This is a genomic window from Leptolyngbya sp. FACHB-1624 (genome assembly GCF_047649235.1).
Taxonomy (GTDB): domain Bacteria; phylum Cyanobacteriota; class Cyanobacteriia; order Leptolyngbyales; family Leptolyngbyaceae; genus Leptolyngbya; species Leptolyngbya boryana.
The window spans coordinates 5,297,550-5,323,404 of sequence record NZ_CP180258.1 but is presented as its reverse complement, the minus strand read 5'-3'; the positions used below and the strand labels follow the sequence as shown (position 1 = coordinate 5,323,404).

Sequence of the window (25,855 nt, the reverse complement as noted above, 5' to 3'; positions counted from 1 at the left end):
GTATTTCTACTCCCTACTCCCCACCTTCTTCCAATTGCTAATAATTGTGAGGGAGGTTGCCCGAAAAAAGCTAGCACTGTCAAATTAGGTAAAGATGCGATCGATTACTTTAAGGAGATTCTATGCGAGCGGTGCTAATGGCAGGCGGATCGGGAACTCGACTCAGACCGCTCACCTGTGATCTGCCAAAACCGATGGTTCCAATTTTGAATCGTCCGATCGCTGAGCACATTATTGACTTGCTAAAGCGACATCAGATCCGAGAAATAATCGCGACACTCCACTATCTGCCAGATGTGATGCGCGATTATTTCCAGGATGGCAGCGAGTTTGGCGTGCAGATGACCTATGCAGTCGAAGAAGATCAACCCCTTGGAACAGCAGGCTGTGTCAAGAATATTGCAGAGTTACTGGATGATACTTTTTTAGTCATTAGCGGCGATAGTATTACCGATTTTGATCTCACTGCTGCGATCGAATTTCATTACCGGAAAGGATCAAAAGCAACGTTGATTTTGACTCGGGTGCCCAATCCGATCGAATTTGGCGTGGTAATCACCGATGAAAATGCGAGTATTAAACGCTTCCTCGAAAAGCCGTCGAGTAGTGAAATCTTCTCAGATACCGTCAATACGGGGATTTACATTCTTGAACCAGAAGTTCTGCAATATCTACCAGAAAATGAAGAGGCGGATTTTTCAAAGGATCTGTTTCCACTGTTGCTCGACAAGGGCGAACCGATGTATGGCTACGTCGCAGACGGGTACTGGTGCGATGTCGGGCATTTAGACGCGTATCGGGAAGCGCAATATGCTGGACTTTCCCGCCGAGTGAAATTAGAGTTCGCCTATGTTGAGCGATCGCCCGGACTATGGGTTGGAGAGAATACTTATCTTGATCCCACTGCCAAAATTGAAACTCCCGTGATTATTGGCAACAACTGCCGCATCGGGTCGCGTGTCACCATCGAAGCTGGAACCGCGATCGGGGATAACGTGACGATCGGGAATGAAGCAGATCTGAAGCGCCCGATTATTTGGAATGGCGCAATGATTGGCGATGAGGTGCATCTCAGGGCTTGTGTGATTGCACGCGGGGCGAGGATCGATCGACGATCGCATGTGTTAGAAGGCGCAGTGGTCGGCCCGCTCTCATCTGTGGGAGAAGAAGCGCTGATTAGTCCCAATGTCCGGGTGTGGCCGAGTAAGAGCGTTGAAGCTGGGGCGACGCTGAATACGAATTTGATTTGGGGATATACCGCACATCGGAATCTATTCGGACAGCGAGGCGTTTCGGGCTTAGCAAATGTCGATGTGATTCCAGAATTTGCCGTGAAGTTAGGAGCGGCATACGGTTCGACTTTGAAGCCGGGATCACAAGTCACCGTTTCGCGGGATCAAAGAACCATTTCGCGAATGGTATCTCGATCGATGATTGCCGGATTAATGTCCGTCGGGATCAATATCCAAAATCTTGAAGCTACAGCAATCCCAGTTGCGCGATCGGTGGTTCCAACCTTAGGCGTGGCGGGAGGATTGCATATTCGGATTCATCCTGATAAGTCGGATCATATTGTGATTGAGTTCTTCGATCGCAATGGGATCAACGTCTCGAAAGCGATCGAGAAAAAGATCGAAGGAGCATTTTTCAAAGAAGATTTTCGTCGTGCTCCGATTCATGAAATTGGCGGCGTTGTGAATGTGCATCAAGCGCTCGATATCTATAGCCGAGGATTTGAGCGACATCTGAATATTCAAGCCATCCAGACCAGCAGTTCAAAAGTGATTATCGATTATGCCTATGCGGTTTCGGGTGCCGTCTTACCACAATTATTGGCAAAATTTGGCTGTGATGCGGTGGTCTTAAATGCAAGTCTGACGCAAACTGCGCCATCTTTGAACGATCGAGAAACGCTGCTCAATCAATTAGGTCACGTTGTCGAAGCGTTAAAAGCAACCTTTGGGGTACAAGTTTCAGCGAACGGTGAGCAATTCATCTTAGTCGATGAAACGGGCAGTCCCATCCGAGGAGAAACGCTTACGGCTTTGATGGTCGATATGATTTTGACCGCCCATCCCCGTGGAACAGTGGTTGTTCCCGTTCATGCGTCGAGCGCGATCGAGCAAATTGCCCGTCGTCACGATGGCAAAGTAGTTCGCACTAAAGCGAACCCGACTGCGTTAATGGAAGCGTGTCATGCCCATTCCAGCACGGTCTTAGGCGGAAGTGGCGAGATGGGCTTTATCTTCCCGCAATTACATCCTGGCTTTGATGCAATGTTCTGCATTGCGAAACTGATCGAGATGTTAACGTTGCAGGATCGCACGTTGGCACAGATTCGATCAGAATGTCCGCGAGTGTCCCATAAAACCTATTCGGTACGCTGTCCCTGGACAGTCAAAGGCGCATTAATGCGGCATTTAGTCGAAAGCCATCCCGCAGAAATGTTAGAGACGTTCGACGGGGTAAAGATTTTCAACCCAGAACGCAGTGATAGCTGGGTGCTAATTTTACCGGATGCAACAGAGCCATTAATTCACGTCTATGCCAATAGCCCAAATCGCGGTTGGGTCGATGAAACACTGCGAGAATATCGCTTACGAGTTCAGGAATTTGTCTATCAAGAACAAGGGATTGAGGAGGCAAGGGTAGAGCATGTGTACTAAAATGTAGAGAGTAGGAAAGTAGGGGGTAGGGAGAGAAAACGAAACACATCTCCCTACTCCCCACTCCCCACCTCCCAAAATCGATTCGTAACAACCCATCGATCGACTGTAGAATAACGTTCACTCACTTTCTCACAGGTCTATGAACAGCATCATTCTGTTGGCGGACATTGTTCAAGAACCGCAACTGCGATACACCTCAGATAATCAAACCGCGATCGCTGAGATGCGTATCGAATTTTCTGGCTTGCGTCCTGAAGATCCGCCCACCAAATTGAAAGCGGTCGGTTGGGGCAATTTGGCACAGGAAATTCAGGCAAATTATCACGAAGGCGATCGCGTGATTCTTGAAGGTCGGTTGACCATGAATACCGTTGATCGTCCTGAAGGATTTAAAGAAAAGCAGGCTGAATTAACGATTCAGAAAATTTATGCGTTGAATGGGGCTTCAGTCTCCAGTTCTGTGACAGCGGCAGCGCCAGTTGCAACGCCGAGCGCACCTGCTCCCGTGGCAAGCGCGGCTCCGAAACGTGCGGCAAAAGCTCCAGCGGCTCCAGCATTAGAATCACAGCCTGAATTAGACGACATTCCGTTCTAAGATAAAAGGCGGATTTTTAGGAGACACAGTATGGAGCGCGATTTTCGGCAACTAGCAGACCTGTACAAAACTGCGCTCCTCGATAACGTCCTGCCATTTTGGGAACAGTACTCGATCGATACTGAATGCGGTGGCTACTTTACTTGTCTCGATCGCACTGGCAAGGTTTATGACACCGATAAATTTATCTGGCTGCAAAATCGCCAAGTGTGGACATTCTCCATGCTCTGTAATCGTCTAGAAAAGCGCTCCAGTTGGCTCGATATTGCAGAACATGGAGCAAAATTTTTAGCCAATCACGGGCGAGATCCGGAGGGAAATTGGTATTTCTCGTTGAATCGATCGGGTCAACCTCTGATTCAGCCCTACAACATTTTTTCAGATTGCTTTGCGGCAATGGCGTTTAGTCAGTTCGCACTCGCATCGGGTCAGGATTGGGCGCGCGAGGTCGCACTTCAGGCATATCAAAATGTGTTGCGCCGTCAAAATAATCCAAAAGGAAGTTACAACAAAGCTTATCCAGGAACGCGATCGCTCAAAGGCTTATCTGTTCCGATGATTCTCGCGAATCTCACTTTGGAAATGGAGTGGCTCCTTCCAAAAACAACGCTCGATCAAGTCCTCGAAGCCACAGTTCAAGAGGTCATGACCGACTTTTTAGATGAGAATCTCCTCTATGAAAACGTTGCTCCAGATGGTTCCCATGTCGATTGCTTTGAAGGTCGCGTGATTAATCCTGGGCATGGGATTGAAGCAATGTGGTTCATGATGGATATTGCCCATCGCAGTAATAATCTCGAACTGATCAATCAATGCATTGATGTTGTCATCAACACTCTCAATTTTGCCTGGGATCAAAAGTACGGCGGAATCTACTACTTTCTGGATGTAAAAGGTCATCCACCTCAGCAATTAGAGTGGGATCAGAAACTTTGGTGGGTTCATGTTGAGACACTCGTTGCGTTAGTCATGGGATACCGCTTGACTGGGCGTTCTGACTGTTGGAAGTGGTATCAGAAAGTCCATGACTATAGTTGGTCACATTTTGCCGATGCAGAGTATGGAGAATGGTTTGGCTATCTCGATCGACGAGGTAAAGTCTTACTGAATCTCAAAGGTGGCAAGTGGAAAGGATGTTTTCATATTCCACGATCGATGTATCTGTGCTGGCAAGAATTTGAAGCTTTGGATCAAGCTGAAAAATCCTCCTAGATTTGGAGAATTTTTCAGCTTGGCTACAGCGGCTCAATCTGCAGACTATCAACTCTTCGCCTTCTTCACCCAAAGCGATCGCGGGAGCAGATTGTGAATTGTTCTTGCACCCGGTTCAAGTCGCCCGATTCGCGTGTCCATTGCTAGGCTTGCCAAGGCATAGCTATCAATTAAAGACAGCTTTTTCAGCTCTGCGATCCGTTCAATCATTTGCATTGCTGAACTATTCATCGCCGCCATTGCATCCGCATTCGTCGCTGTCGTCACATAGCTATCGCGAGTATCTTTCACCGCAGCAGGCGCAACTTTCGGAGTGGGCTGCTTGGGCAACATACAGTAAGTTCCTTTCACCTGATTCACGACTTCAGCCACATGACACATGCCATAATCCTGCATGTACTGCCGTGCTTCCTTGCTGCTTAAGCGCTTCCACTCAGAGACAAATTTCACGGTCTCTTCTTCGAGTTTGTCGATCGCTTTGTTTAAATCGCGATCGTAGCCCATTGTGATCCAATGCGTCGGTGTCTCAATGCGAGGAAAACTCAACGGCATTTTTTTCATCACTTCAACCGTGATATTCAATTCACTAAAAGCCGTCTCGATCGCCGTTAAATTGATCTCCCCATTGCCTTGCGCTGCGTGAGAATCGCCCGACCATAACAATGCGCCATCGACAAATACAGGCAGATAAATCGTCGTGCCTTGCACAAGCTCTCGACAGTCCAAATTTCCTCCATAAGCACCTGGTGGAACCGTACTATATTGACCACTCTCAGCCCGTGCCACGCCAATAATTCCAGGAAATGGGCGGACTGGAAGTTCAATACCTGGAAGGAATTCAGTCATTCCACGACCCAAATCGAGATAGAAATGTTTGACTTGAGCTTGAGTAAACTTATCTGGAAATTGACCGAGTTTTAAATCGCCCGGTAAGTTCCAATTTGCCCCGTAGCTGCGAGGAACAATGCGATTGATTTTAATCTTCAAAACATCGCCCGGCATTGCACCTTCAACGAAAATCGGCCCCGTAACCGAGTGAGGGCCTCGACCCGGAAAATCGACCCGAAGTTTGGTAATCGCTTCGATCGAGCTTCCTGGCAAAATCTGATTCAACGATGCCATCATCGTCTCCATCACCACCGTATCCCCGGATTTGATGCGGGCACGCGGCGGTTCTGCATTGTTAAACCAACCCCATTGCACCGTTTCAGAAGTTGCTGGAAGCAGATAAACACCGCCTTGATACTGACCCACATAGCCCTGTTGTAGAGCGTTGATTTCAGGGCGTTTAGAAGATTGAGCATTCACGTGAGGAAACATCGATACAGCAGTTGCAGTTGCAGCACTACCTAACAAAAAATCGCGACGCTTTGGCATATCCAGCAATAAATCGTAGAGAAATCCGCCTTACATTATTTCCAGGATTAAGACAGAAAAAATGTATTAATAATTACTGCAACCGAGGACACAATTTCATCTTACAGACAGGCGAGCCTTTTCCAGTTCCTCCAACAGCTTGGCTCAATGTTTCTCGCTGATAGGGCGGGCATCCGTCCTGTCCAGGTTTCATGCAGAGGAACCAGATTTGCTAGACTTACAGAAGAAAAGACACGTGAATTGAGACAGCATTGTGAACACTCAAAACAACTCATTTGAGATCAACAAAACGGAAGAAGAATGGAAAGCTTCTCTGACTCCAGAGCAGTTTCGGGTGTTGAGAAAGCATGGCACAGAACGAGCAGGAACCAGTCCTTTAGATAAGGAATACGGCAAAGGAACTTTTAAGTGCGCGGGCTGTGGAACGCCGCTATTTTCGTCTGAAACTAAGTTTAATAGTGGAACGGGCTGGCCTAGCTTTTATGCGCCGCTCGAAAACGCGATCGAGGTCAGTGTTGATCGATCGCTATTTATGACTCGTGTTGAGGTACATTGTGCAAAATGTGGCGGACATTTAGGACATGTATTTGAAGATGGTCCGCGCCCGACCGGACAGCGCTACTGTATGAACGGTGTCGCATTAGAATTTGTGTCAGAAGGCGAATCTTGATGTCAGAAGTTGGAGTTTTTCAAACGCTCCAACTTCTAAATGTCTCTATCCCAGGCTAGATGCATCAACTTGAGTCATACTTGACAATTAACCAGCTTGCTCGGAAACAATTGCAATGTTGAACCGTTTGAGAATTGGGACAAAGATCGGCGCGACATTTGGGATTGGGCTAGCAATTTTTGCAGCGATCGGAGTTGTATCATATAGTGGAACCCGGCAACTGATTGACACTTCAGAATCAGTGACGAAGACCTATCGAGTTTTGACCGCCTTAGATGAAGTTTTTTCCTTGGTCAAAGATGCAGAAGGCGCAGTCCGAGGATATTTGCTCAGACCTGAACAGGAATCCCTAGACCCCTACAATCTGGCTCGTTCAACGATCGAGAATCGCATCGAATCGCTTCGCCAACTGTCCTCAGATAATCCTGCTCATCAGCAGAGCCTCGATCGATTGGAGCCGCTGATTGAGCGTCGCTTAGCGATCATGGAAAAGCGAATTGAAATCCGAAGAAGCCAAGGGCTGGAGACAGCCTTACGACCTGACGTAGTTCCAAGTGCGGTTCCTGTAATGCAACAGATTCAGACTGTGATTACAGACATGAAAAAGCGGGAACAAGTTTTGCTCGATCGCCGATCGACAGCCGCAAATCTTGCTGGACAAAATACATTGAATAGCATTGCATATGGAATTCCGCTTGGATTTGCACTGCTAGGTGTTCTGGGCTTTTTACTCAACCGCAATATCTCCAAACCGCTGACGCACGTTTCCCGCACAGCAGAGAAAATTGCAGATGGAGATTTATCGATTCAATTGCACCCATTACCACGAGCGGATGAAGTTGGGGTTTTAATCCGCACGTTTAATCAGATGGTAGAAAATCTGAAAGCGAGCTTGGAAAAGAGCGATCGCCAAACCTGGCTCCAGTCGAATCTGGCAGAATTTGGGCATTTGATTCAAGGCGAGCGAGACTTAGAAACCGTTTCGCGAATGATGCTCTCTTACATTGCTCCATTAGTCGGGGCACAGCAGGGCGCATTTTATGTCATGGATTCGGAACACCATGTTCTGAGATTGCTCAGTAGCTATGCTTATCACGATCGCAAGCATCTTTCTAATCAGTTTCATTTGGGAGAAGGGCTAGTTGGGCAATGTGCGCTAGAAAAACAGCGAATCTTACTCACTCAAGTGCCGAGCGATTATATTCAGATTCGGTCGGGATTAGGAGAAAGCACTCCAACGAATCTGATTGTCTTGCCTATCTTATTTGAGCAGCAGGTCGTATCCGTGCTTGAACTTGCTTCCATTCACGAATTTAGTGAGCTACATCTCACCTTACTCGATCGATTGACCCAGACGATTGGTGTCGTGTTGAGAGCGATCGAAGCAGATGCACAAACGCAGCGCTTGCTGATTGAGTCGCAAGCATTAGCCGAAGAACTCAGAGTTCGACAGCAAGAGCTTCAACATAGTAATGAAATTCTGCAAGAGCAAGCAACGGCTTTAGAAGAGTCAGAACTGAAACTGCAAGAGCAACGAGAAGAACTCAAAGTCTCGAATGAAGAATTACAGCAGCTCAATGAAGAACTAGAAGAAAAAGCAGAATTACTGGCAGTCCAGAAGCGTCAAGTCGAGCAGAAAAATGGCGAAATCGATCAAGCCTTACTAGCACTGCAAGAAAAAGCAGAGCAGTTAGAAATTTCCTCGAAATACAAGTCTGAGTTTCTTGCCAATATGTCGCATGAGTTGAGAACCCCGCTCAATAGTTTGCTGATTTTGGCGAAGATTCTGAGTGACAATGCAGACCAAAATTTAACCGATCGACAAGTTGAATATAGCCGTACCATCTATGCTGCGGGGAATGACTTACTCACACTGATTAATGATATTTTGGATCTTGCTAAGATCGAATCGGGTACCGTTGCGCTCGAAGTTGAACCTGTAAACTTAGCTGAGATTCAGGCAACGCTCGATCGCTCATTTCGGCAAATTGCGACCAGTAAAGGCTTAGATTTTGCGATCGAGCTACAAAATCCAGAAGTGATCCACACCGATAGTAAACGCCTTCAGCAAATTCTCAAAAATCTGCTCGCAAATGCCTTTAAATTCACTGAACAAGGCAGCGTGAAAGTCCAAATCGGACTCACGCCAAATTCTCAGGTCTTCTTTGCGGTCAGGGATACCGGGATTGGAATTCCCCCTGAGAAGCAACAGCTTATTTTTGAAGCCTTTCAGCAAGTTGATGGCACAACTAGCCGAAAATATGGCGGGACAGGTTTAGGGCTTTCCATCAGTCGGGAACTCGCACATCGCTTAGGTGGCTCAATTCATCTCAGCAGCCAATTGGGGCAGGGCAGTACTTTTACCTTGACTCTGCCTTGCTCATTCAATCAAGAGCCTCAGCCGATTACATTGCCGACTCCCAAGCCTGTCCCCCTTGCTACACCCGCTCCGTATGCTGAGATAGAAGACGATCGTGCGGTCATTCATCCCAACGATCGCATTCTCTTAATCATCGAAGACGATGCAAACTTTGCCAAAATTCTAATCGACATGGCTAGGCAGCAGGGTTTCAAAGTGCTCTGTGCTTTGAGAAGCCAGCCAGGACTTGTACTCGCACAGCAATTCAAACCTCATGCCATTCTGCTCGATTTACATCTCCCTGATTTAGATGGCTGGACAGTCCTCGATCGCTTAAAACATGAGCCAGAACTACGCCATATTCCGGTTCACATTTTATCGAGTGATGATCAGCGACAACGAGGCCTACAGCTCGGCGCGATCGCTTACTTACAAAAGCCTGTGTCCTCTGAAGAGTTAGACACCCTGTTTAACGAGATTCAAGTGTTTATTGAGCGGCGCGTCAAGAATTTGCTCGTGATTGAAGATGATCAAGTTCAAGCCCAAAGCATCATGGATCTGATTGGGAATGGAGATGTCAAAAGTATTGCTGCATCCACCGCTCAAGAAGCTCTCGCCATATTACAGGCGCAGCAAATTGACTGTATTGTGATGGATTTGGGCTTGCCGGATATGAGCGGGTTTGATTTGATTGAGCAGATCAAGCATGACGAAGCTTTGTCTAAAATTCCCATCATCGTCTACACCGGAAAAGAACTGTCTCGCCAGCAGGAAACTCAACTCAAACGCCTAGCTGAAACGATTATTATCAAAGATGTGCGATCGCCAGAACGGCTATTGGATGAGACCGCATTGTTCTTACACCGAGTTCAAGCGAACTTACCTAAGCCGAAGCGTCAGATCCTCGAAGAGCTATATCAAGCCGATCCCGTCTTAGGGGGTAAGAAAATTTTGATTGTCGATGACGATGTGCGTAATATTTTCGCGCTCACCAGTCTGCTCGAACAGCATCAAATGGAAGTTCTGTATGCTGAAAACGGACGCGAAGGTGTTGAGACTCTGCAAGCGAATCCAGAAATCGATATTGTGCTCATGGACATCATGATGCCAGAAATGGACGGATACGAGACGACTCGCGTGATTCGAGAGCAATCAGAGTTTCGATCGCTGCCAATTATTGCGTTAACCGCAAAAGCAATGCAGGGCGATCGAGAAAAATGCATCGAAGCAGGAGCATCAGACTATATTACTAAGCCTGTTGATACTGAACAGTTGCTTTCTTTGTTGCGGGTTTGGTTGTATCGGTAGTTGTTCATTTTGGGAAATGGGGAATCGTCCTATTGATACCCCGCTGCCTGAATTGCAAACAGATGGGCATATCGTCCGCCTAATTCAATCAACTGTTCATGGCTTCCTTGTTCCAGCACTGTTCCAGCAGACATGACGAGAATTCGATCTGCCATGCGAACCGTTGAAAATCGGTGTGAGATCAAAATTGCCATTTGATCAGGAGTCATTTCTCGAAATCGATCGAAGATTTGCACTTCCGATTCGGCATCCATTGCGGACGTTGGCTCATCGAGAACGAGCAGATCAGCACTCGATCGCATAAATGCCCGTGACAATGCAATCCGCTGCCATTGTCCACCCGATAGCTCTCGTCCTGTTTTGAACCATCGACCCAATCGAGTATCAAAGGATTCGGGCAGATCTTTAATAAATGAAATTGCATTGCCTTTATCAGAAGCGACTTGCCAGCGATCGCGATCGTCTAAATTCAGCACATCGCCTACGCCAATATTTTCGCCAACGCTGAATTGATATTTCATGAAATTCTGGAAAATCACGCCAATTCGACGTTGCAGGGCTTCGAGATCCCAAGCTTGCAAATCTAGCCCATCAAGTAAAATCCGACCTTCAGTTGGCGTATACAATCGCGTCAGTAATTTGATCAGCGTGGTTTTTCCAGAGCCATTTTCACCGACAATTGCTAACTTTTCTCCGGGCTGTAAATGGAATGAAACGTCTTTTAGTGCAGGCTTATCAGCTTCGGGATAGTAGAACGTCACATGCTCAAATCGTAAGCCATCACCCGGCAAACTTCCGCGCGTTGCACTGCCGAGCGATCGCGGAATTTCCTGACCGAGAAACTCATACAGATTCGACAAATACAGCGAATCCTCATACATTCCACCAATTGAACTGAGAATTGATGCAAATGCACTCTGTCCTTGTCGGAAGACCACGAGATACATGGTTAGCTCACCCAACGAGATCTGACCTGCGATCGTTTCCCAAACAATCCAAACATACGCCCCATAGAATGCAGCCGAACTGACTAAACCCAGTCCATAGCTCCAAAGTCCGCGCCGAATCGTTAAATCGCGATCCTCAGCATACAGCCGATGAAAGATCGCCCGATAGCGATCGAGCAACATGCCTCCTAACTGATACAGCCGAATCTCCATTGCCGGGGACTCATTGCCGATCAACCATTCTAGATAGTTCTGTTCTCGCGTCTCTGGCGTTCTCCAGCGGAACAATCGGAATGCTTCTCCGGCAAAGCGGGTTTCTGCCACAAAAGCTGGAACAGCTGCAATCATCAACATCACAACTGCCCAAGCCGAGAATTGAATCAACAGCCCGCCATAGGTAATCAAGGTCAGCGAATCCTGGACTAATCCAAATGTTCGACCGACTAAGCTCAAGGGGCGAGTCGAAGCTTCCCGCCGAGCGCGCGTCATCTTGTCATAAAATTCAGAATCTTCAAAATGTGCCAGATTCAGTGTGAGTGCCTTGCCGAGAATTAGTTCATTGACTTTCTGCCCAAGTAAGACTCTGAGCAACGACTGAGAAAGCACTAAGCCTTGTTTACTACCCGATTGAATCGCAACCATAACCGCTTCAAATCCGAGATAGCCGATCGCTGCCATACGATCGCTTTCCAGTCTAGTCTGAGAGGCTAAAACAACGGCATCAACAATCAATTTGCCTACATATGCCACCACCGCAGGCACAAGCCCACCGACTAGAGTAAACAAGGCGAGTCCGATCGTTAAACGGCGATTCGTTGTCCAAACGAGTGAGATCGCTCGCCCACAATAGCGGAAAATAGATAAAAATTGGGAGATGCTTCCAATGAAGCGTTGAAATCGTCTAGTTTGCATTCTTCTACAATAGCGTTTGATGAAAAAATCGAGACTGGTCATTGAAGCAGGGCAAACTGAAAAGCAATATTGGCGAGACTTGTGGCAGTATCGTGAACTGTTCTATTTCTTATCCTGGCGAGATATCCTAGTTCGTTATAAGCAAACCGCGATCGGGATTGCTTGGGCACTGATTCGCCCGTTTCTGACGATGATTGTGTTCACGGTTCTGTTTAGCAATCTGGCGAACTTGCCGACACAAGAAGATACGCCTTATCCGATTTTGGTTTTAGCTGCCTTACTGCCTTGGCAATTTTTTGCAGCGTCCTTGGGACAGACGAGCCAGAGTTTGGTCAGTAATGCGAATTTGATCTCGAAGATTTACTTTCCGCGATTGCTGGTTCCAGCGAGTGCGATCGCAGTGAATTTCGTTGATCTCTTAGTGTCTGGAATGTTGCTATTGGGAGTGATGATTTGGTATCAATACATTCCAACTTGGCGAATTTTAACCCTGCCATTTTTTGTCTCGATCGCAGCATTGGCGGCGTTTGGAGTTGGCTTGTGGTTTGCTGCAATTTATGTCCGGTTTCGCGATGTAGCGCAGGTGATTCCGTTTCTGATTCAGCTTGGGCAGTATGTTTCTCCGGTTGGTTATAGTGTGGAGATTATTCCTGCACAATGGCGATTGTTATATTCACTCAATCCGATGGTTGGTGTGATTGATGGCTTTCGCTGGGCAATTCTCAAGGGTGAACCGTCGTTTTATCTGCCGGGGTTTGTTTTAGCCTTGGGGGTAGTGGTACTGTTGGTGTGGACGGGAATTCGCTATTTCCGAAGTGTTGAGCGAACCTTTGCGGACATTATCTAGGAGTGTGATGTGTCAAATTTAGTACTTCAGGTTGAGAATCTGAGTAAGTGCTATCAGATTGCACATCAGTCGAATGCGCCTAATTTTTTGCTCAGAGATGTGATTGCAAGTTCCGTCAAATCGTTGTTCAATCGGAACGCTCAGAAGCGATCGACCGAAGATTTTTTGGCATTAGATAATGTTTCGTTTTCGCTGCAAGCAGGCGATCGTTTGGGAGTCATTGGGCGAAATGGAGCAGGGAAATCGACGCTCTTGAAGCTGCTGAGCCGAATCACCGAGCCGACTCAAGGCAGAATTGAGATGATAGGCAGAGTTACAAGTTTACTAGAAGTTGGAACTGGCTTTCATCCTGAGCTAACCGGACGGGAGAATGTGTATCTCAATGGCGCGATTTTGGGAATGAGTCGATCGGAGATTGCGCGCAAGTTTGATCAGATTGTTGATTTTGCTGAGGTTGAGCGGTTTTTAGATACGCCTGTCAAACGGTATTCTTCGGGGATGTATGTGCGCTTAGCATTTGCAGTAGCAGCACATCTAGAGCCAGAAATTTTGATTGTGGATGAGGTTTTAGCCGTCGGAGATACCCAATTTCAGCAGAAGTGTCTGAATAAGATGGAAGAGGTGGGAAAAGAGGGACGAACTGTTTTGTTTGTCAGCCACAATATGCAGACGATTAGCGCTTTATGCAATCAGGCGATCGTGCTGGAGGCAGGACAGGTTGCGTTTCATGGAGAAGTACAAGCCGCGATCGACGTTTATTTAGGAAACTCTTATCAGTTGATGAGCCGGATTCCTTTGCTGGAAAGACGCGATCGTACGGGTTCAGGAAGAGTGAAAGTCTCTAGCTTTCGCGTCTTAGATGCACAAGGACAAGCTGTTGAAATTCTTCAATCTGGCTTAGATTATGAGTTTGAGTTTGGCTATGTCAACTACTCAGGTCAAGCTTTAGAGAGTGTGATTGTTAGCTTTGCCGTTTCAGACGATAAAGGACAAACTATCCTATTGCTCAGAACGAGTTTTACAGATAGTAACGTTGTTTTGAATGCGAATTCAGGCGTTGTGAGATGTCGATTAAATCAGCTACCGTTAGCAAACGGCACTTATCGCTTACCTATCTTCTTCTCTTATCGCGAATCTGAAGTACTGGATTATCTACAAGATGCAGTTTCGATTGTGGTAGAAGGCGGGGATTTCTTTGGGACTGGAAGCGCAGGATTGCCCCAGAAGTGTAAGATTTTGACAAAAGCAGAATGGCGGAGTTTTTAACCTATGGGAATTCGGTCAAAAATTCGGCAATTTCTGAAAAAAAGATGTCCCTGGAAATTTGTGCGATCGCCTTCTTTAAGGTATTTTGCATTCCAAGATCCAATTGATTGCATTTTCTATGCTCTCTCGCTAACTCAGCAGCCATTTTTTATTCAAGTTGGAGCCAATGATGGAATTAATGGCGATCCGATTTATCCGTTTATTTTGAAGTGGAATTGGTCGGGAGTTAAAGTTGAGCCTGTTCGTTATATTTTTCAGGAGTTAGAGAAGAACTTTAAAGATTTCTCCAATATCATTTTGGAAAATAGCGCGATCGCTCATACAAATAATTCCCAAAAATTCTACTATTTAAAGCAAGACAGTGCTGCACCTGAATGGTATAGTCAGCTTGGTTCATTCTCGCTCCCAACGATTCTAAAACATGCTCAATGGATTCCAGATTTAGAAGAGCGACTAATGACAAGCGATGTCCCTTGTCTGACCTTTGAAGAACTTTGTGATAAACATCATATCCATCATATTGATGTTATCCATATTGATACAGAAGGATATGATTTTGAAATTATTAAACTCATTGACTTTGAAAAATTTAGATCTGCGATCGTGCTTTATGAACATAAGCATCTAAATGTATCAGATCAGCACTTATGCCGTCAGCATCTTGAAAGTTTCGGTTATCAGTTTATTTCAACTTCAAGAGATACGTTAGCCGTTTTAGAATCGCCTCAACTTCACAAAGCTTGGAATATCGTAATAGGTACAAGATGAGTATTCGAGTTTTTATTGGTTCTGGAGAAGCCAGTTTAGTCGAGCGCAAGGTTTTAATCTATTCCTTACGGAAACACGCGCAGCAAGATTTAGATATTTACGTTTTGAACGGGACTCATAATGCGATCGAGCGAAATGATCAAGAACCGGTTCCTGCGCCGATGTCGCTCAAAATTAAATATCAAAACGTCACTGAATTTAGTTTGTATCGCTACCTTATCCCAAAAATTTGTAATTATCAGGGCAAGGCAATTTATCTCGACTCAGATACAGTTTGCCTCACCGATATTTCAGAGTTATATGAGATCGATTTAGGCATTCACCACTTTCTCGCTAAGCAAGAATATGGTGGAAATTGGGGATTAAGCGTAATGCTGATGGATTGTGAAAAGTGCTATTTTGATCTCGATAGGTATTTTCTTGATATCGAAAAGCAGCGCTATACTTACACAGATTTTAATCGAATGAGTTCAGCCTTTCTGAAGCATCATCCTTTCGCGATCGCTGAACTTGACCCCAACTGGAACGTATTCGATTTTCACAATTCGGAAACGAAATTGATTCACTATACCAATCTATTTACTCAACCTTGGAAAGCTTACAATCACCCCTACGGCGAATTGTGGTTTCAATACTTTCATGAAGCGATAGATGCAGAGATTTTGACAGAACGGGATATTGAGTTAAGCGTTTTACGATCGTATATTCGCCCCGATATTCGAGAAGGAAACTTTTCTAGAAAATCTTTACTGAGCCGAATACTGCGATGAAAACTTCTGTTTTAATCAATAACTATAATTATCAGACCTATGTGATTGATGCGATCGAGAGCGTTCTCAATCAATCAGCCCAAGTCGATGAAATCATTATTGTAGATGATTGCTCAACCGATCAATCTGCCCAAGTCTTACAAGATTTTCTAAATTCAAAGTCCCCCATTCTGGGAGATTTAGGGGGCACGATTCCCTCTAATCGAAGCCCAAATATCAATCTCATCTTAAAAAAGAAAAACGAAGGACAACTTGCAGCATTTCAAGACGGATTCAACGCTGCCACAGGTGAGCTTATTTTCTTCTTAGACGCAGACGACTTATACCAAGAAACCTATATCGAAATCGTTCTAAACTTCTACCAAAATCATCCAGCTTGTGACTTTCTATTTACCAGTTCAGAACTTTTTGGTAACGAAGAAAGAATTGCAACTTGTTACACCCACACTCGTGATCTTGGCTATTCAAAAATCAGCACCCTATATCGAAGAACTTGGATTGGACATCGCACTTCCACCCTTTCGATGAGGCGGCATGTTCTCGAAGCAATCTTTCCCATTCCTTACTTAGAAGATTGGCGAATTCGAGCCGATGACTGTGTAACTTATGGAACATCGATCGCGAATGCCCACAAATTTTACCTCAATCAACCCCTCGTAAAATATCGAGTTCATGGCAATAATGGGTACTACGGACGCTTAAAAACACGATCGCCCGAATATTTTCAACAGTATGAACAAGCGATCGAGCGTTTGTTCAAATTCTGGATTAAAAAATTCAATTACTCCGAAGACATTGATCAATTTGCAGGTGAGGAGTTCCGTTCAATTCCTCACCCAACTCAACAGGAATTTGATACGTTTCAATCCATTATTCGGTGTACAAACCTGCCTAAAATTCGCAAGGGATTCATGTTAGTGTTGGCGTATCTCTATTTCCTTCGTCACCGCAATCCTTCCGAATGTTCACCCCAAAGGAACTGATACTGCGCCCGAAACCCGCTTCACTCTCAGATTTCGACTTTACTCAGCCCTCAACTCGCATCATCGCCTGTCCTGATCCTCCCATCGAAGCTGTTCGAGCAGGTCACGCGATCGCAATTCCTGACAGCACTTTCAACATTCGTCCCCTGCTCAAACAGCTTCCATTCCAACCCGATCTCGTCAGTCTGTCTGCCCGTGTCATGACCTTTCTGCCGCGCGGTCTCCACACGTTGAACTGTCCAACCGTGATGAAACTGGGAGACACCTTTCATTTAGGCGATGGTGGGTTGAGTCGAATGGTGAGCTATTGCAAGCATCTCAATTGTGATTACCACTGGACATATCAAAGCCCTCAGCATCTTCACTTCTTTACTGAGGCAGGACTAAGAAATGTATTTTGGTTGCCTGGGTCGATCGTCATTGATCCATATATTCCTCAACTCTCAGAGAAGCAGTACGCCGTTATTTTTCGCGGTTCTGAATCAGAATTACACCAGTATCGAACCCATATTTTGAATGTAGTCCGAGTATCTGGAATTGACATAGATGTATGCCAAAAAGACTACACTAGCTCTCTAGAAGACTATGCAAAAGCACGGATTGTTATCAATAGTAGTTTGAATGGAGATCTGAATCGGCGTGTGTTTGAAGTGCTGATGGCAGGAGGTTTTTTACTCACCGATCGCATTCGTCCGCAGTCTGGACTCTTTGAACTCTTTGAAGAAGGCAAGCATTTTGAATGCTACGGCAATGAGACAGAACTCATCGAGAAAATTCAGTTCTACCTTGCTCGTCCTCAAAAAGCGAACCAAATTGCCCAAGCTGGACATGAGCATTTTCTCACTCATTACTCTCAACCAACAGTCCAGCAACAACTATATCGATCGATTTTCAACAAGCTCGAATTTCCCAAACACGATCGACGATTGCACACCTCAACCCGGCTTCAAACTCGTCTCAAACTCTACGAACTCGTTCAAGAACTTCATCGCATCTATCCTAAACTCAAGATTCTGTGTTGGCGAACTTGCTCAACGATCGTCGCAGATCTTGCAGACTTACCTCGTGCTGAACTGACTCACGTTGTTGACTCTGAGCAACTCGTACAGACCCAAACAGACTATCTACAGGCAGGGCTGCAAGTCAATGTACAAGATCTGCAGCCTGATCCAGGTGGAGAATTTCAAATTGTAGTCATGAGTGGAGTGGATCGTGCCTTAGAGCAGCAGATTCAACAGAGTACAAATCTACTTTGCGATCGCGGTTTTTTCATCATTGTTCAGCCCTTTAACTTCTTTGAAATCCCACAATTGAATCAATGGATGAGAAATCAGAACTGTATTCCAATTCAGTTATCCATTCGCTTGTTTGATCAGAACTATGATCTAGCACTTGAACAGCATGGACTACTTTATCAAAAACTTTCTGCTCAAGCTGATTCAGCAAGGTTGCAGGACAAAGCAGACTTAGTAATAACTGAGATTCGAGCCAGTAGAATAATAAAAACTCAGATCAAAACGGCTCCAATCATTCGTTGCATTCTATCTCTAATTCGGAAGCTGCGATCGCGCTTTCGCCAGTTCTGAAGTCATCGTCACACCTGTCAATGAACATAAAATCGATCCAACCCTTTAGGCTTCTCGTTGTGATCCTATTGCTGCTTGGCATTTTTTTCCGATTTGCGTCCCTCGGAGAACGACCTTACTGGCATGATGAGGCACATACGTTACTGAGATCGTCGGGCTATACGCTCACAGAAATTACAACTCAAATTTTTAATACTCAAATCTTCGATCGCGATCAGGTACTCAAATTTCAACAGCTTGCACCTGAGAAAACTGAATTTGATGTTGTACGCTCTTTAGCAACTGAAGAACCGCATCGCGCACCTCTGTTTTATACACTTTTACATTATTGGATGCGATGGTTTGGCAACGATCTCACTTCACTCAGAATATTACCAAGCCTGCTAAGCTTACTTGTTTTTCCAGCGATCTACTGGTTCTGTCTTGAGTTATTTGGTTTGCCATCTACTGGATGGATCGCGATCGCACTGGTCAGTGTTTCGCCATTTCAGGTTTACTATGCTCAAGAAGTCAGAGAATATTCTCTGTGGGCGGCAACGACTTTGTTTACTTCCGCTGCATATCTTCATGCAATGCGATCTCCAAAAAAATTAGCTTGGAGTCTATATAGCGTTTCAATCATTCTATCGCTATATACGTCTCTGTTATCGCTTCTGATTTGGGTAGGTCATGGCATTCATGCGATCGCATCTCAGAAAGTGAAACTGACGAAACCTATGAGTGCTTTTCTCAAAGCTTCATTCCTTGGATTCCTCGGATATTTACCCTGGCTATTCTTTGTTCTTATCAATCTGTCACAGGTCGAAAGAAGGAATGCTTGGATGTTTCAACCGACTCCGCTACACACATTGCTCAACAGTTGGGTCACGAATTACCAATTTATCTTTCTGCAACCCAGTTTGACTGGTGCTTGGAGCTTCCTATTTACAACTGCGATCGGGCTTCTCACCTTTCTTTCCGCGCGATCGCTGATTCTCCGTACCCGAAAAGCAACCTGGGTATTGATTGCACTTTTAGTTTTACCGTTACTTATTACTTTTGTTGTTCCTGACTTGATCTGGGGTGGATTACGATCGACGAATGGGCGCTACTTTGTCCCGTGCTATTTAGGGATTCAGCTTGCAGTTGCGCATCTGTTTGCAACTCAGCTAAAAAATGGCTCAAATCTTCTACAGAAAGCATTTTGGCGGTTCGCATTGGTCAGTATTCTTACCGCAGGTGTGCTTTCATGTACGGTGCAGATGTTTCAAAATCGCCTGAGTGAAGATTTAGCGATCGCATCGATGATCAATCAAGCTGAAAATGCGATCGTCGTTAGTGCAGAAGAGTCTTATCAGGGAGGCGGCACGATCGGCGATATCCTAACATTAAGCCATCTCGTTCAGCCGAGTACAAAATTCCAGCTTGCGATTCGACATCAAGTTCCATCGCTTCCAAATCAACCGAATTTATATCTCTATAAACCTCTTACCTACCTAAAACAGAACCTCCAGCAAACCTATACACTCCAACCTATCTACAAAGATAAGCTCTTTCAACTTCTTCCCAAATGAAGCGAATTATCACCTGCCAAGGAAGTATCCAACTCATTGCTGCATTATCAGCGCTCTTGCATCGAGGGCAGTTGAGAGACTCCCAAAATTACCTCGTCATCTATGAGCTTTATGCTCCTGAACAGCAGCATTATGAGTTTGCAACCTTTATCGAGCAGATGGCGAGATCGATTTGTGAATGGGAGGAGATCGTCTATCTCACCCCTGATCAACTGAATGCAATTGGTCACAAACTCGACTCGACTCGACCCGCTCAAATTTATAGCCAAGTTCATCGCTGGCTCGGACTCGATCGAGCCGATGAAATCTATCTCTGTCGCAACTGGCAATTGACGAATCAGCTTTTACTCAATGCCTATCCATCTGCTTATCGAGTCTGCTACGGTGACGGCATCGGGCTTTATTTCTCAGAGCATTCCGCCGTCGTTCGTCGCCCGTTTACGCCGCCTCCAACCCGTGATCAAATTTTCGATTGGACTTGGTGGAAACTACGATCGCTCTGGCATCGAATTCGTGAACGCCTGAAGCTAAAAACAAAGCTCTACTCTCTGCCTTTTGATATTGGCTACTTTGTGCTGCCTGACATTTTTGGAGAAACGCCACCCATGCCAAGCATCAAACTTGCGCCAGTGCAGCTCCTCAAACTGTTTGAGCGTTTTACCTCATTTGTCGATGACGATCGCGTAGCTGAAATTCAATCCATCATTCAAGATTCGCCAGTTTCAATTCTACTCACTTCCAACTTTTCAGAAGGAGAACGCTTACCTCAAGCTCGTGAAATTCACGCCTACTATGAATTTCTTAGCTCACACAGCATTCCACCCGATAGTGTCTTGATCATCAAACCTCATCCTAGAGATGATCCCAATAAGATTAAAGAATTGCAGAAACTATGTTCTCACTTATATCGTGAAGTCATTCTCCTGACTGATTCAAATCTGTTCTTTTTACCCTTTGAAATTTTCTTTCTCAAAGCTTTTACTCAAAAAAAGCAGAACATTCGTATCTTTGCCGTCAGTTCTGCTTTTTTGTCCTTACAGCTTCTCTTCGATCTACCAAGCTTCATTGGATTCGGAGCAGATTTAACTACACAATCGTTTTATCCAGACTTTGTGGATGCCCGCTTAGAGCATGAACAAACCTTACATGAAGCTTGCTATCGTTTACAGTCCGCTTTGAATTCTCAACAAGACGTGCTATGAATCGAACACCAGGTTTTGTGCGATCGCTATGATTAGTATTGTGACTCCTGTTTACAATGGAGAGCAGTTCATTGAGTCCTGTCTTCAAACTGTCATTGCTCAAGAGTGCGACGAAATTGAGCATCTCATTATTGATGGCGGTTCAACAGATAGCACAGTTAGTATCATTCAAAAATATGCGAACTGCTATTCTCACATTCGCTGGATCTCTGAACCGGATCGAGGTCAATCCGATGCCATGAACAAAGGCATTCAACTTGCAAAAGGCAATGTACTGACGTTTCTCAATGTTGATGACTACTATGAGCTAGATACTCTAAATCAAGTCAACCAACGCTTCAAAACGCTACCTGAACCGAGTTTTATCGTGGGAAACTGTCGAATCTGGAACGATCACGGAGAAGTGATTGATATCAATAAGCCTTCTAAGTTGCGCTTGTTTGATCTCGTTCTCGGACTGAATATCAATCCTTATCCTTGCAATCCCTGCGCTTATTTTTATCATCGATCGCTGCATGAGCGAGTTGGACATTATGCGATCGAGGATCACTATTCGATGGATCTAGATTTCATTCTCCGCGTGGTTCAAGTGGCTCACGTTTACTATGTTGATGAAATCTGGGGGAACTATCGCAGAATTGCAGGAACGAAAACGTTTATTGATATGGAAAGTGGAGAGTGCGATCTCCGAGTTCGACAAATTCTAAGAAAATATCGACGGTATCTAACTCCAGTTGAGCAATTTCAGTGGTACATCTGGAAAATTTGGCATCAATGCCGCACGACTGTCTTTTCAGCTTTAAGACTCTGTTTTAGAACGATTAAACGGTTCTTTCGTAGATAAATAGAAAATCCCCCATTGCTTCTGAGCCGAATGCAATGGGGGATTTTTGAAAAAATGCCTGAGCTATTCTCGCGCTGCCAGTAAGCCAAGACCTAGCGACAATAAAGCATTCACGCCGAGATAGCCCCGTGCGATCGCGCTGCTTCCTAGCCATTGCATTTCGGGTAGAAAGACTGCACTCACGGCTAAGCAAGCTGCAACTCCGAAAGTACACCCGATCGCAAACCATTTCAACGAAGGATGTCCTAACAAACCAGCAAGCAGCAAGAAAGGAATCAGAACACTTGCAGAGATTGGATTCAGCAGATTGGAATTGAGAATCGTGCCAACCAACTCAGGAATCGAGCTACCTGCTAAGCGGAGTGGAAACTGAGGCAGATTCGTGATAAAGATGCCTCGCAAGAAGAACAATCCGCAACTTCCGAGCACCAAGCCCCAATATAGCGAAGCGCGATTTCGAGGCATCTGAGCAATAAATACTTGCGAGAATGCGATCGCAACTCCGAACATGAGAAGCTTCAGACCGAGGTTGAAGGAACTGCCATCAAACCAAATACGACTGAAGAAACCACTCCAAAGCTTCGGAGATAGCCACCAGAAGAAAGGACGGTCTTTCAAGGCTAAATCGACGGCTCCTTTTGCATCTAGTCTGCCTGCGCCATAGAAATTTTGCGGATCATCTTGAACTGCGATCGCACTCTTTTTCAAAATTCCTTCAATGCGATCTGGGTCTTGTGTACCTAGTGAGTGAACCAAAGCTGCAACGCCTGCTACATGAGGAGCGGCCATACTGGTTCCTTGAAAGTATTCCAACACGGATTCCCCTGTAGCTGGATTAATCGTGTTCTGCAAAATTCCACCACTCTTATTTGCAGAAGATTGAATTGAACCTCCTGGTGCAGCAATATCAATTCCCGTGCCATAGTTCGAGTAGGGCGCTTTCTTCGTTGTCGAATCGTAGGCTGAAACAGCGATTACGTGAGGATACCGGGCTGGAAACTCAGCAACACTCCGTCTCGAATTGCCTGCCGCCGCAACGATCGTCACTTTTTTACTATGAGCGTACTCGATCGCTTCTCGCATCAATTGGCTTTCTCCCCCACCGCCTAAGCTCATATTAATGACATGTGCCCCGTGATCGGCTGCCCAACGAATCGCTTCTGCAATATCTGCTGTCGTTCCTCCACCCCAGGCTGCCAGGACTTTCAAAGGCATAATGCTCGCTTCGTAAGCAACACCTGCTACCCCATAGCGATTGTTTGTAGACTGAGCGATCGTGCCTGCAACATGCGTTCCATGACCATTGTCATCAGAAGCGTTTGAGCGATCGTTGACGAAATCATATCCTTCAACGAATTGAGTTTCTTTTAAGTCAAGAACTTGGCTCACCCCAGTATCAATCACAGCAACGACGGTTCCCTTGCCTCGCGTATGTTTCCAGCTTTCTTCAATATTGATGCTTTGAAAGTTCCACTGTTTGTCATAGTCGGGATCGTTCGGCTTGCCCGTCGTTTTGTAGATGTAGTTCGGCTCCACAAATTCTGTATACTTGCCGATGTCGGAGTTTTTGAGTTTCCGAAGCAGCGCTGCATCGCCTTTCATCACAAAGACGTGATCAGCTTGAGAAAATTCACTGTTTAAGCGAATGTCGCTACTGTAGCCAGATTTCAGTTCGCTGAGTTCGCTAGAGAGTTCCTCACTGGTCAGCGACTCACGGAAGTCGAGAATAATTGAATCAAAAGTCCCAGGTTCAGTCGCAAAGGCTTGGAAAGATAAAACGGATAGCAAAAAGCTGAATACGCATAACCCGATCAGCAGTAAACGTCGCATAATACTGGTTGGTGGGAAAGAGAGTCTCTCTCAAGATTCCCGTTGAAACGCTTGAAATTATCCTCGATTCGGTTTGAGGTATTGCATTAAGGCTTCGGTATAGCGAGTCGTTCCGTGTTCAGTATTTGGGGCAAGTTTTCGCGATCGCGCTAAGCAAGCCTGTGCCTCTTTGAGATTGTGCATCATTGCAAATGTCCAGGCTAATTCTGCGTAAATTTCGGCGCTGAGAGCCGGATTGTGTTTTGCCAATTTCAGCACATGTCGATAGAGATCGATCGCGGTCGTAAAGTCCCCTTTGCATTGCAGCAAATCAGCATGGCGGCAATGATTTTTTATGGCAAGTAATGCCTCATCAGGAGGGGGAGTCTCGAACTCTGCGATCGCATCTGCTAGGCTTCCGCGCCATTGATTATACAAAATTAGGGTATAGCGCTCATTGCCTGTAGTTTGATCAGATGGGCATGGGGTTCCATACATTGCGATCGCTTGTGTGAAATTGTCTTCTTGAAGCGCGATCGCGAAATTGGTTCTCGCTGCCCAATAGCTCGGAGCAATTTGTAATGCTTTCTGAAAAAAATCTGCTGATTTGGAATGCTGGTTTAGACGATGCTGAATTACACCTAAATTGTTATATGCTTCTGCACTAGCAGCATCGAAGATCAAAATTGCATGAAATAGTGTTTCAGCTTGAGCGAGTTGATCGCTCTGATAGCACCTAATTGCGCGTTGAAATAGAGCATCTAAAGTCGTGAGTCTACTATCTTGAATTTGCTCGAATCTTTCTTTGGCTCTTTGTTTTGCTGCTTGAATGAAGGTTTGAAGTTCATGAACGAGCCACCGTTGTTCAGTGGGTGAGAGGTATTGACCAAACTGATATACTTCTTGGGTGCGCATTCTGATGACACCGACACTCTCTCCTTTACGAGTTTTTTCGAGATGAATGTCTTCAATGTCCTCAAGAATGAATGAGATCTTTTGGTAGAACTCGAAGCGTTTTAGCATTCCTGCCAGTATGAGCGTGTAATCATTAACGCTCAAAACTGTGGGTTTGATTAAAGTCTGGAGATCTCTCGCAAAGCAGATTCCGGCTAGGGCTGTGACACAAGGGAAGGTAACTAAGATTAAACCGTAGTAGCCAACTTCTGACATGTTTAATCGACTGACAGCAACGATCCGAAAGAGAATGAATGCTGTGAGTAAGTACAGAAGAACAAGTCCGATTCTGATCCGGATTTTATCGGCTTTGCTCGATTGAAAGCTTTGCCCTGAAAAGTGGATGTGTAAGGCGCGATCGCTCTTAATTAACGAGACTTTTGTATTGCGCGGACGTTGCGGAGAGGGACTCGATACAAATTCTTCTTTCGGATTGCGACCTTGCAAAGCCGACAGTGCTAAAGCCGCAGAATTAAATCGGTCTTCCTCTGCTGCTTCAATACAGCGCTTTAACCAACGACTAAACTCAGCAGAAATCCTCAAATTCAGCGGAATTTGTAACTGGAGATCATCTGATGTTTGTAACTGATTGGGGTCTTTGCCTGTGAGTAAATAAAGTAGGGTTGTTCCCAAAGCATAAAGGTCTGTCGCGCAAGTTGCTTTTCCGCGAAACTGTTCCGGAGCCATGTAGCCCAGTGTGCCGACAACCGTGCTGCCTCCAGCTACAGTTTGGCGATAGGTATCTTGAACGGCTCCAAAATCAACGAGATAGATATTGCCTTCTCGATCGCGCAAAATATTCTGGGGTTTGATATCTCGATGGAGAATGGGCGGCAGAAAAGTTTGCAGATAAACCAGAATATCGAGTAACTGAAATGCGATCGCTTTCGTTGTGTCTTCGTCTGGTCGCCAACCTTTTTGAATCCATTGGGCTAGTGTTTTCCCAGGTGCGAGAGCTTGCACAATGCAGAATAAGCGATCGTCTTGAGTATCAATCTCAAACGAATCGATATAGCGAGGAATGGCAGGATGATTCAGTTGCTTGAGAACTTTTACTTCTCGCTCAAACAAATCGAGGGTTTTCCAATCTGAAGTTTGACGTAGTGACACTACTTTCAGTGCAACATACTGCTGAGTGTGGAGATCTTCAGCTTTATAGGTCGTTCCAACTCCGCCCTGACCTAATGTTTCTAATATTTTGTAGCGTGAATGAATAATATCCAT

18 protein-coding genes are annotated in these 25,855 nt (G+C 45.4%); 14 read left to right on the top strand and 4 right to left on the bottom strand.

Annotation, left to right across the window (positions count from 1 at the left end):
- Window positions 1-122: 122 nt before the first annotated feature.
- The 3 genes from ACMUEV_RS25340 to ACMUEV_RS25330 all read left to right on the top strand — a co-directional run bounded on the left by ACMUEV_RS25340 (window position 123) and on the right by ACMUEV_RS25330 (window position 4,476).
- Window positions 123-2,666 carry a mannose-1-phosphate guanyltransferase gene (locus ACMUEV_RS25340; RefSeq protein WP_086371047.1) on the top strand — a complete coding sequence of 848 codons (2,544 nt, stop codon included), beginning with the start codon at window positions 123-125 and terminating at the stop codon, window positions 2,664-2,666.
- 142 nt (window positions 2,667-2,808) lie between these two features.
- Window positions 2,809-3,264, top strand: coding sequence for a single-stranded DNA-binding protein (locus ACMUEV_RS25335; RefSeq protein ID WP_190647108.1), 456 nt, complete (start codon window positions 2,809-2,811; stop codon window positions 3,262-3,264).
- Between the two features lie 30 nt (window positions 3,265-3,294).
- Window positions 3,295-4,476 (top strand): AGE family epimerase/isomerase, encoded by a 1,182-nt coding sequence (locus tag ACMUEV_RS25330; RefSeq protein ID WP_190647109.1) that lies wholly within the window; start codon window positions 3,295-3,297, stop codon window positions 4,474-4,476.
- A gap of 48 nt (window positions 4,477-4,524) precedes the next feature.
- Here ACMUEV_RS25330 and ACMUEV_RS25325 read toward each other — a convergent pair whose 3' ends face one another.
- Complete coding sequence (locus tag ACMUEV_RS25325; RefSeq protein WP_190647110.1) at window positions 4,525-5,853, bottom strand: acetamidase/formamidase family protein; 1,329 nt, start codon at window positions 5,851-5,853, stop codon at window positions 4,525-4,527.
- A 253-nt stretch (window positions 5,854-6,106) separates the two neighbouring features.
- Here ACMUEV_RS25325 and msrB point away from each other — a divergent pair, with 253 nt between their 5' ends.
- Together msrB and ACMUEV_RS25315 are read left to right on the top strand one after the other, a co-directional pair.
- Window positions 6,107-6,523 (top strand): peptide-methionine (R)-S-oxide reductase MsrB, encoded by a 417-nt coding sequence (msrB, locus tag ACMUEV_RS25320; RefSeq protein WP_190647111.1) that lies wholly within the window; start codon window positions 6,107-6,109, stop codon window positions 6,521-6,523.
- Window positions 6,524-6,638: 115 nt separating this feature from the next.
- Complete coding sequence (locus tag ACMUEV_RS25315; RefSeq protein ID WP_190647112.1) at window positions 6,639-10,190, top strand: response regulator; 3,552 nt, start codon at window positions 6,639-6,641, stop codon at window positions 10,188-10,190.
- A gap of 29 nt (window positions 10,191-10,219) precedes the next feature.
- Here ACMUEV_RS25315 and ACMUEV_RS25310 read toward each other — a convergent pair whose 3' ends face one another.
- Window positions 10,220-12,049, bottom strand: coding sequence for an ABC transporter ATP-binding protein (locus ACMUEV_RS25310; RefSeq protein ID WP_190647113.1), 1,830 nt, complete (start codon window positions 12,047-12,049; stop codon window positions 10,220-10,222).
- Between the two features lie 19 nt (window positions 12,050-12,068).
- On the opposite strand from ACMUEV_RS25310, the gene ACMUEV_RS25305 reads away from it, so the two are divergent.
- Genes ACMUEV_RS25305 through ACMUEV_RS25265 form a run of 9 tightly spaced genes read left to right on the top strand, consistent with a single transcriptional unit; the run spans window position 12,069 to window position 21,868 of the window.
- Window positions 12,069-12,896, top strand: a complete 828-nt coding sequence (locus ACMUEV_RS25305; RefSeq protein WP_017286321.1) for an ABC transporter permease — start codon at window positions 12,069-12,071, stop codon at window positions 12,894-12,896.
- Window positions 12,897-12,905: 9 nt separating this feature from the next.
- Window positions 12,906-14,162: an ATP-binding cassette domain-containing protein gene (locus tag ACMUEV_RS25300; protein ID WP_190647114.1), complete on the top strand. Its 1,257-nt coding sequence runs from the start codon at window positions 12,906-12,908 to the stop codon at window positions 14,160-14,162.
- Window positions 14,163-14,222: 60 nt separating this feature from the next.
- The gene (locus ACMUEV_RS25295) at window positions 14,223-14,930 is read left to right on the top strand and encodes an FkbM family methyltransferase (protein ID WP_190647115.1); all 708 of its coding nucleotides are present in this window, start codon (window positions 14,223-14,225) and stop codon (window positions 14,928-14,930) included.
- A complete protein-coding gene (locus ACMUEV_RS25290; RefSeq protein WP_190647116.1) occupies window positions 14,927-15,700 on the top strand; it encodes a glycosyltransferase in 774 nt (257 codons plus the stop codon). The genes ACMUEV_RS25295 and ACMUEV_RS25290 overlap by 4 nt, the downstream gene beginning before the upstream one ends.
- Window positions 15,697-16,683, top strand: coding sequence for a glycosyltransferase family 2 protein (locus ACMUEV_RS25285; protein WP_190647117.1), 987 nt, complete (start codon window positions 15,697-15,699; stop codon window positions 16,681-16,683). Before ACMUEV_RS25290 ends, ACMUEV_RS25285 begins: the two co-directional genes overlap by 4 nt.
- Complete coding sequence (locus ACMUEV_RS25280) at window positions 16,662-18,269, top strand: glycosyltransferase (RefSeq protein ID WP_190647118.1); 1,608 nt, start codon at window positions 16,662-16,664, stop codon at window positions 18,267-18,269. Before ACMUEV_RS25285 ends, ACMUEV_RS25280 begins: the two co-directional genes overlap by 22 nt.
- Before the next feature lie 59 nt (window positions 18,270-18,328).
- A complete protein-coding gene (locus ACMUEV_RS25275) occupies window positions 18,329-19,822 on the top strand; it encodes a glycosyltransferase family 39 protein (RefSeq protein ID WP_348251398.1) in 1,494 nt (497 codons plus the stop codon).
- Window positions 19,819-21,024, top strand: a complete 1,206-nt coding sequence (locus ACMUEV_RS25270) for a polysialyltransferase family glycosyltransferase (RefSeq protein WP_190647120.1) — start codon at window positions 19,819-19,821, stop codon at window positions 21,022-21,024. The genes ACMUEV_RS25275 and ACMUEV_RS25270 overlap by 4 nt, the downstream gene beginning before the upstream one ends.
- A 28-nt stretch (window positions 21,025-21,052) precedes the next feature.
- Window positions 21,053-21,868, top strand: a complete 816-nt coding sequence (locus tag ACMUEV_RS25265; RefSeq protein WP_190647121.1) for a glycosyltransferase family 2 protein — start codon at window positions 21,053-21,055, stop codon at window positions 21,866-21,868.
- A 63-nt stretch (window positions 21,869-21,931) separates the two neighbouring features.
- Here the strand turns inward: ACMUEV_RS25265 and ACMUEV_RS25260 are convergent, their stop codons facing one another.
- Together ACMUEV_RS25260 and ACMUEV_RS25255 are read right to left on the bottom strand one after the other, a co-directional pair.
- Window positions 21,932-23,698: a S8 family serine peptidase gene (locus ACMUEV_RS25260; RefSeq protein WP_190647122.1), complete on the bottom strand. Its 1,767-nt coding sequence runs from the start codon at window positions 23,696-23,698 to the stop codon at window positions 21,932-21,934.
- Between the two features lie 57 nt (window positions 23,699-23,755).
- Window positions 23,756-25,855, bottom strand: a complete 2,100-nt coding sequence (locus tag ACMUEV_RS25255; RefSeq protein WP_190647123.1) for a protein kinase domain-containing protein — start codon at window positions 25,853-25,855, stop codon at window positions 23,756-23,758.

What these genes read in the sequence shown, in the direction of transcription:
- ACMUEV_RS25255 (WP_190647123.1), bottom strand. Translation starts at nt 25,855, where the DNA reads ATGGATATTATTCATTCACGCTACAAAATATTAGAAACATTAGGTCAG.
- ACMUEV_RS25330 (WP_190647109.1), top strand. Translation starts at nt 3,295, where the DNA reads ATGGAGCGCGATTTTCGGCAACTAGCAGACCTGTACAAAACTGCGCTC.
- ACMUEV_RS25340 (WP_086371047.1), top strand. Translation starts at nt 123, where the DNA reads ATGCGAGCGGTGCTAATGGCAGGCGGATCGGGAACTCGACTCAGACCG.
- ACMUEV_RS25280 (WP_190647118.1), top strand. Translation starts at nt 16,662, where the DNA reads ATGTTCACCCCAAAGGAACTGATACTGCGCCCGAAACCCGCTTCACTC.
- ACMUEV_RS25265 (WP_190647121.1), top strand. Translation starts at nt 21,053, where the DNA reads ATGATTAGTATTGTGACTCCTGTTTACAATGGAGAGCAGTTCATTGAG.
- ACMUEV_RS25290 (WP_190647116.1), top strand. Translation starts at nt 14,927, where the DNA reads ATGAGTATTCGAGTTTTTATTGGTTCTGGAGAAGCCAGTTTAGTCGAG.
- ACMUEV_RS25335 (WP_190647108.1), top strand. Translation starts at nt 2,809, where the DNA reads ATGAACAGCATCATTCTGTTGGCGGACATTGTTCAAGAACCGCAACTG.
- ACMUEV_RS25310 (WP_190647113.1), bottom strand. Translation starts at nt 12,049, where the DNA reads ATGCAAACTAGACGATTTCAACGCTTCATTGGAAGCATCTCCCAATTT.
- ACMUEV_RS25285 (WP_190647117.1), top strand. Translation starts at nt 15,697, where the DNA reads ATGAAAACTTCTGTTTTAATCAATAACTATAATTATCAGACCTATGTG.
- ACMUEV_RS25270 (WP_190647120.1), top strand. Translation starts at nt 19,819, where the DNA reads ATGAAGCGAATTATCACCTGCCAAGGAAGTATCCAACTCATTGCTGCA.
- ACMUEV_RS25260 (WP_190647122.1), bottom strand. Translation starts at nt 23,698, where the DNA reads ATGCGACGTTTACTGCTGATCGGGTTATGCGTATTCAGCTTTTTGCTA.
- ACMUEV_RS25305 (WP_017286321.1), top strand. Translation starts at nt 12,069, where the DNA reads ATGAAAAAATCGAGACTGGTCATTGAAGCAGGGCAAACTGAAAAGCAA.
- ACMUEV_RS25325 (WP_190647110.1), bottom strand. Translation starts at nt 5,853, where the DNA reads ATGCCAAAGCGTCGCGATTTTTTGTTAGGTAGTGCTGCAACTGCAACT.
- ACMUEV_RS25315 (WP_190647112.1), top strand. Translation starts at nt 6,639, where the DNA reads ATGTTGAACCGTTTGAGAATTGGGACAAAGATCGGCGCGACATTTGGG.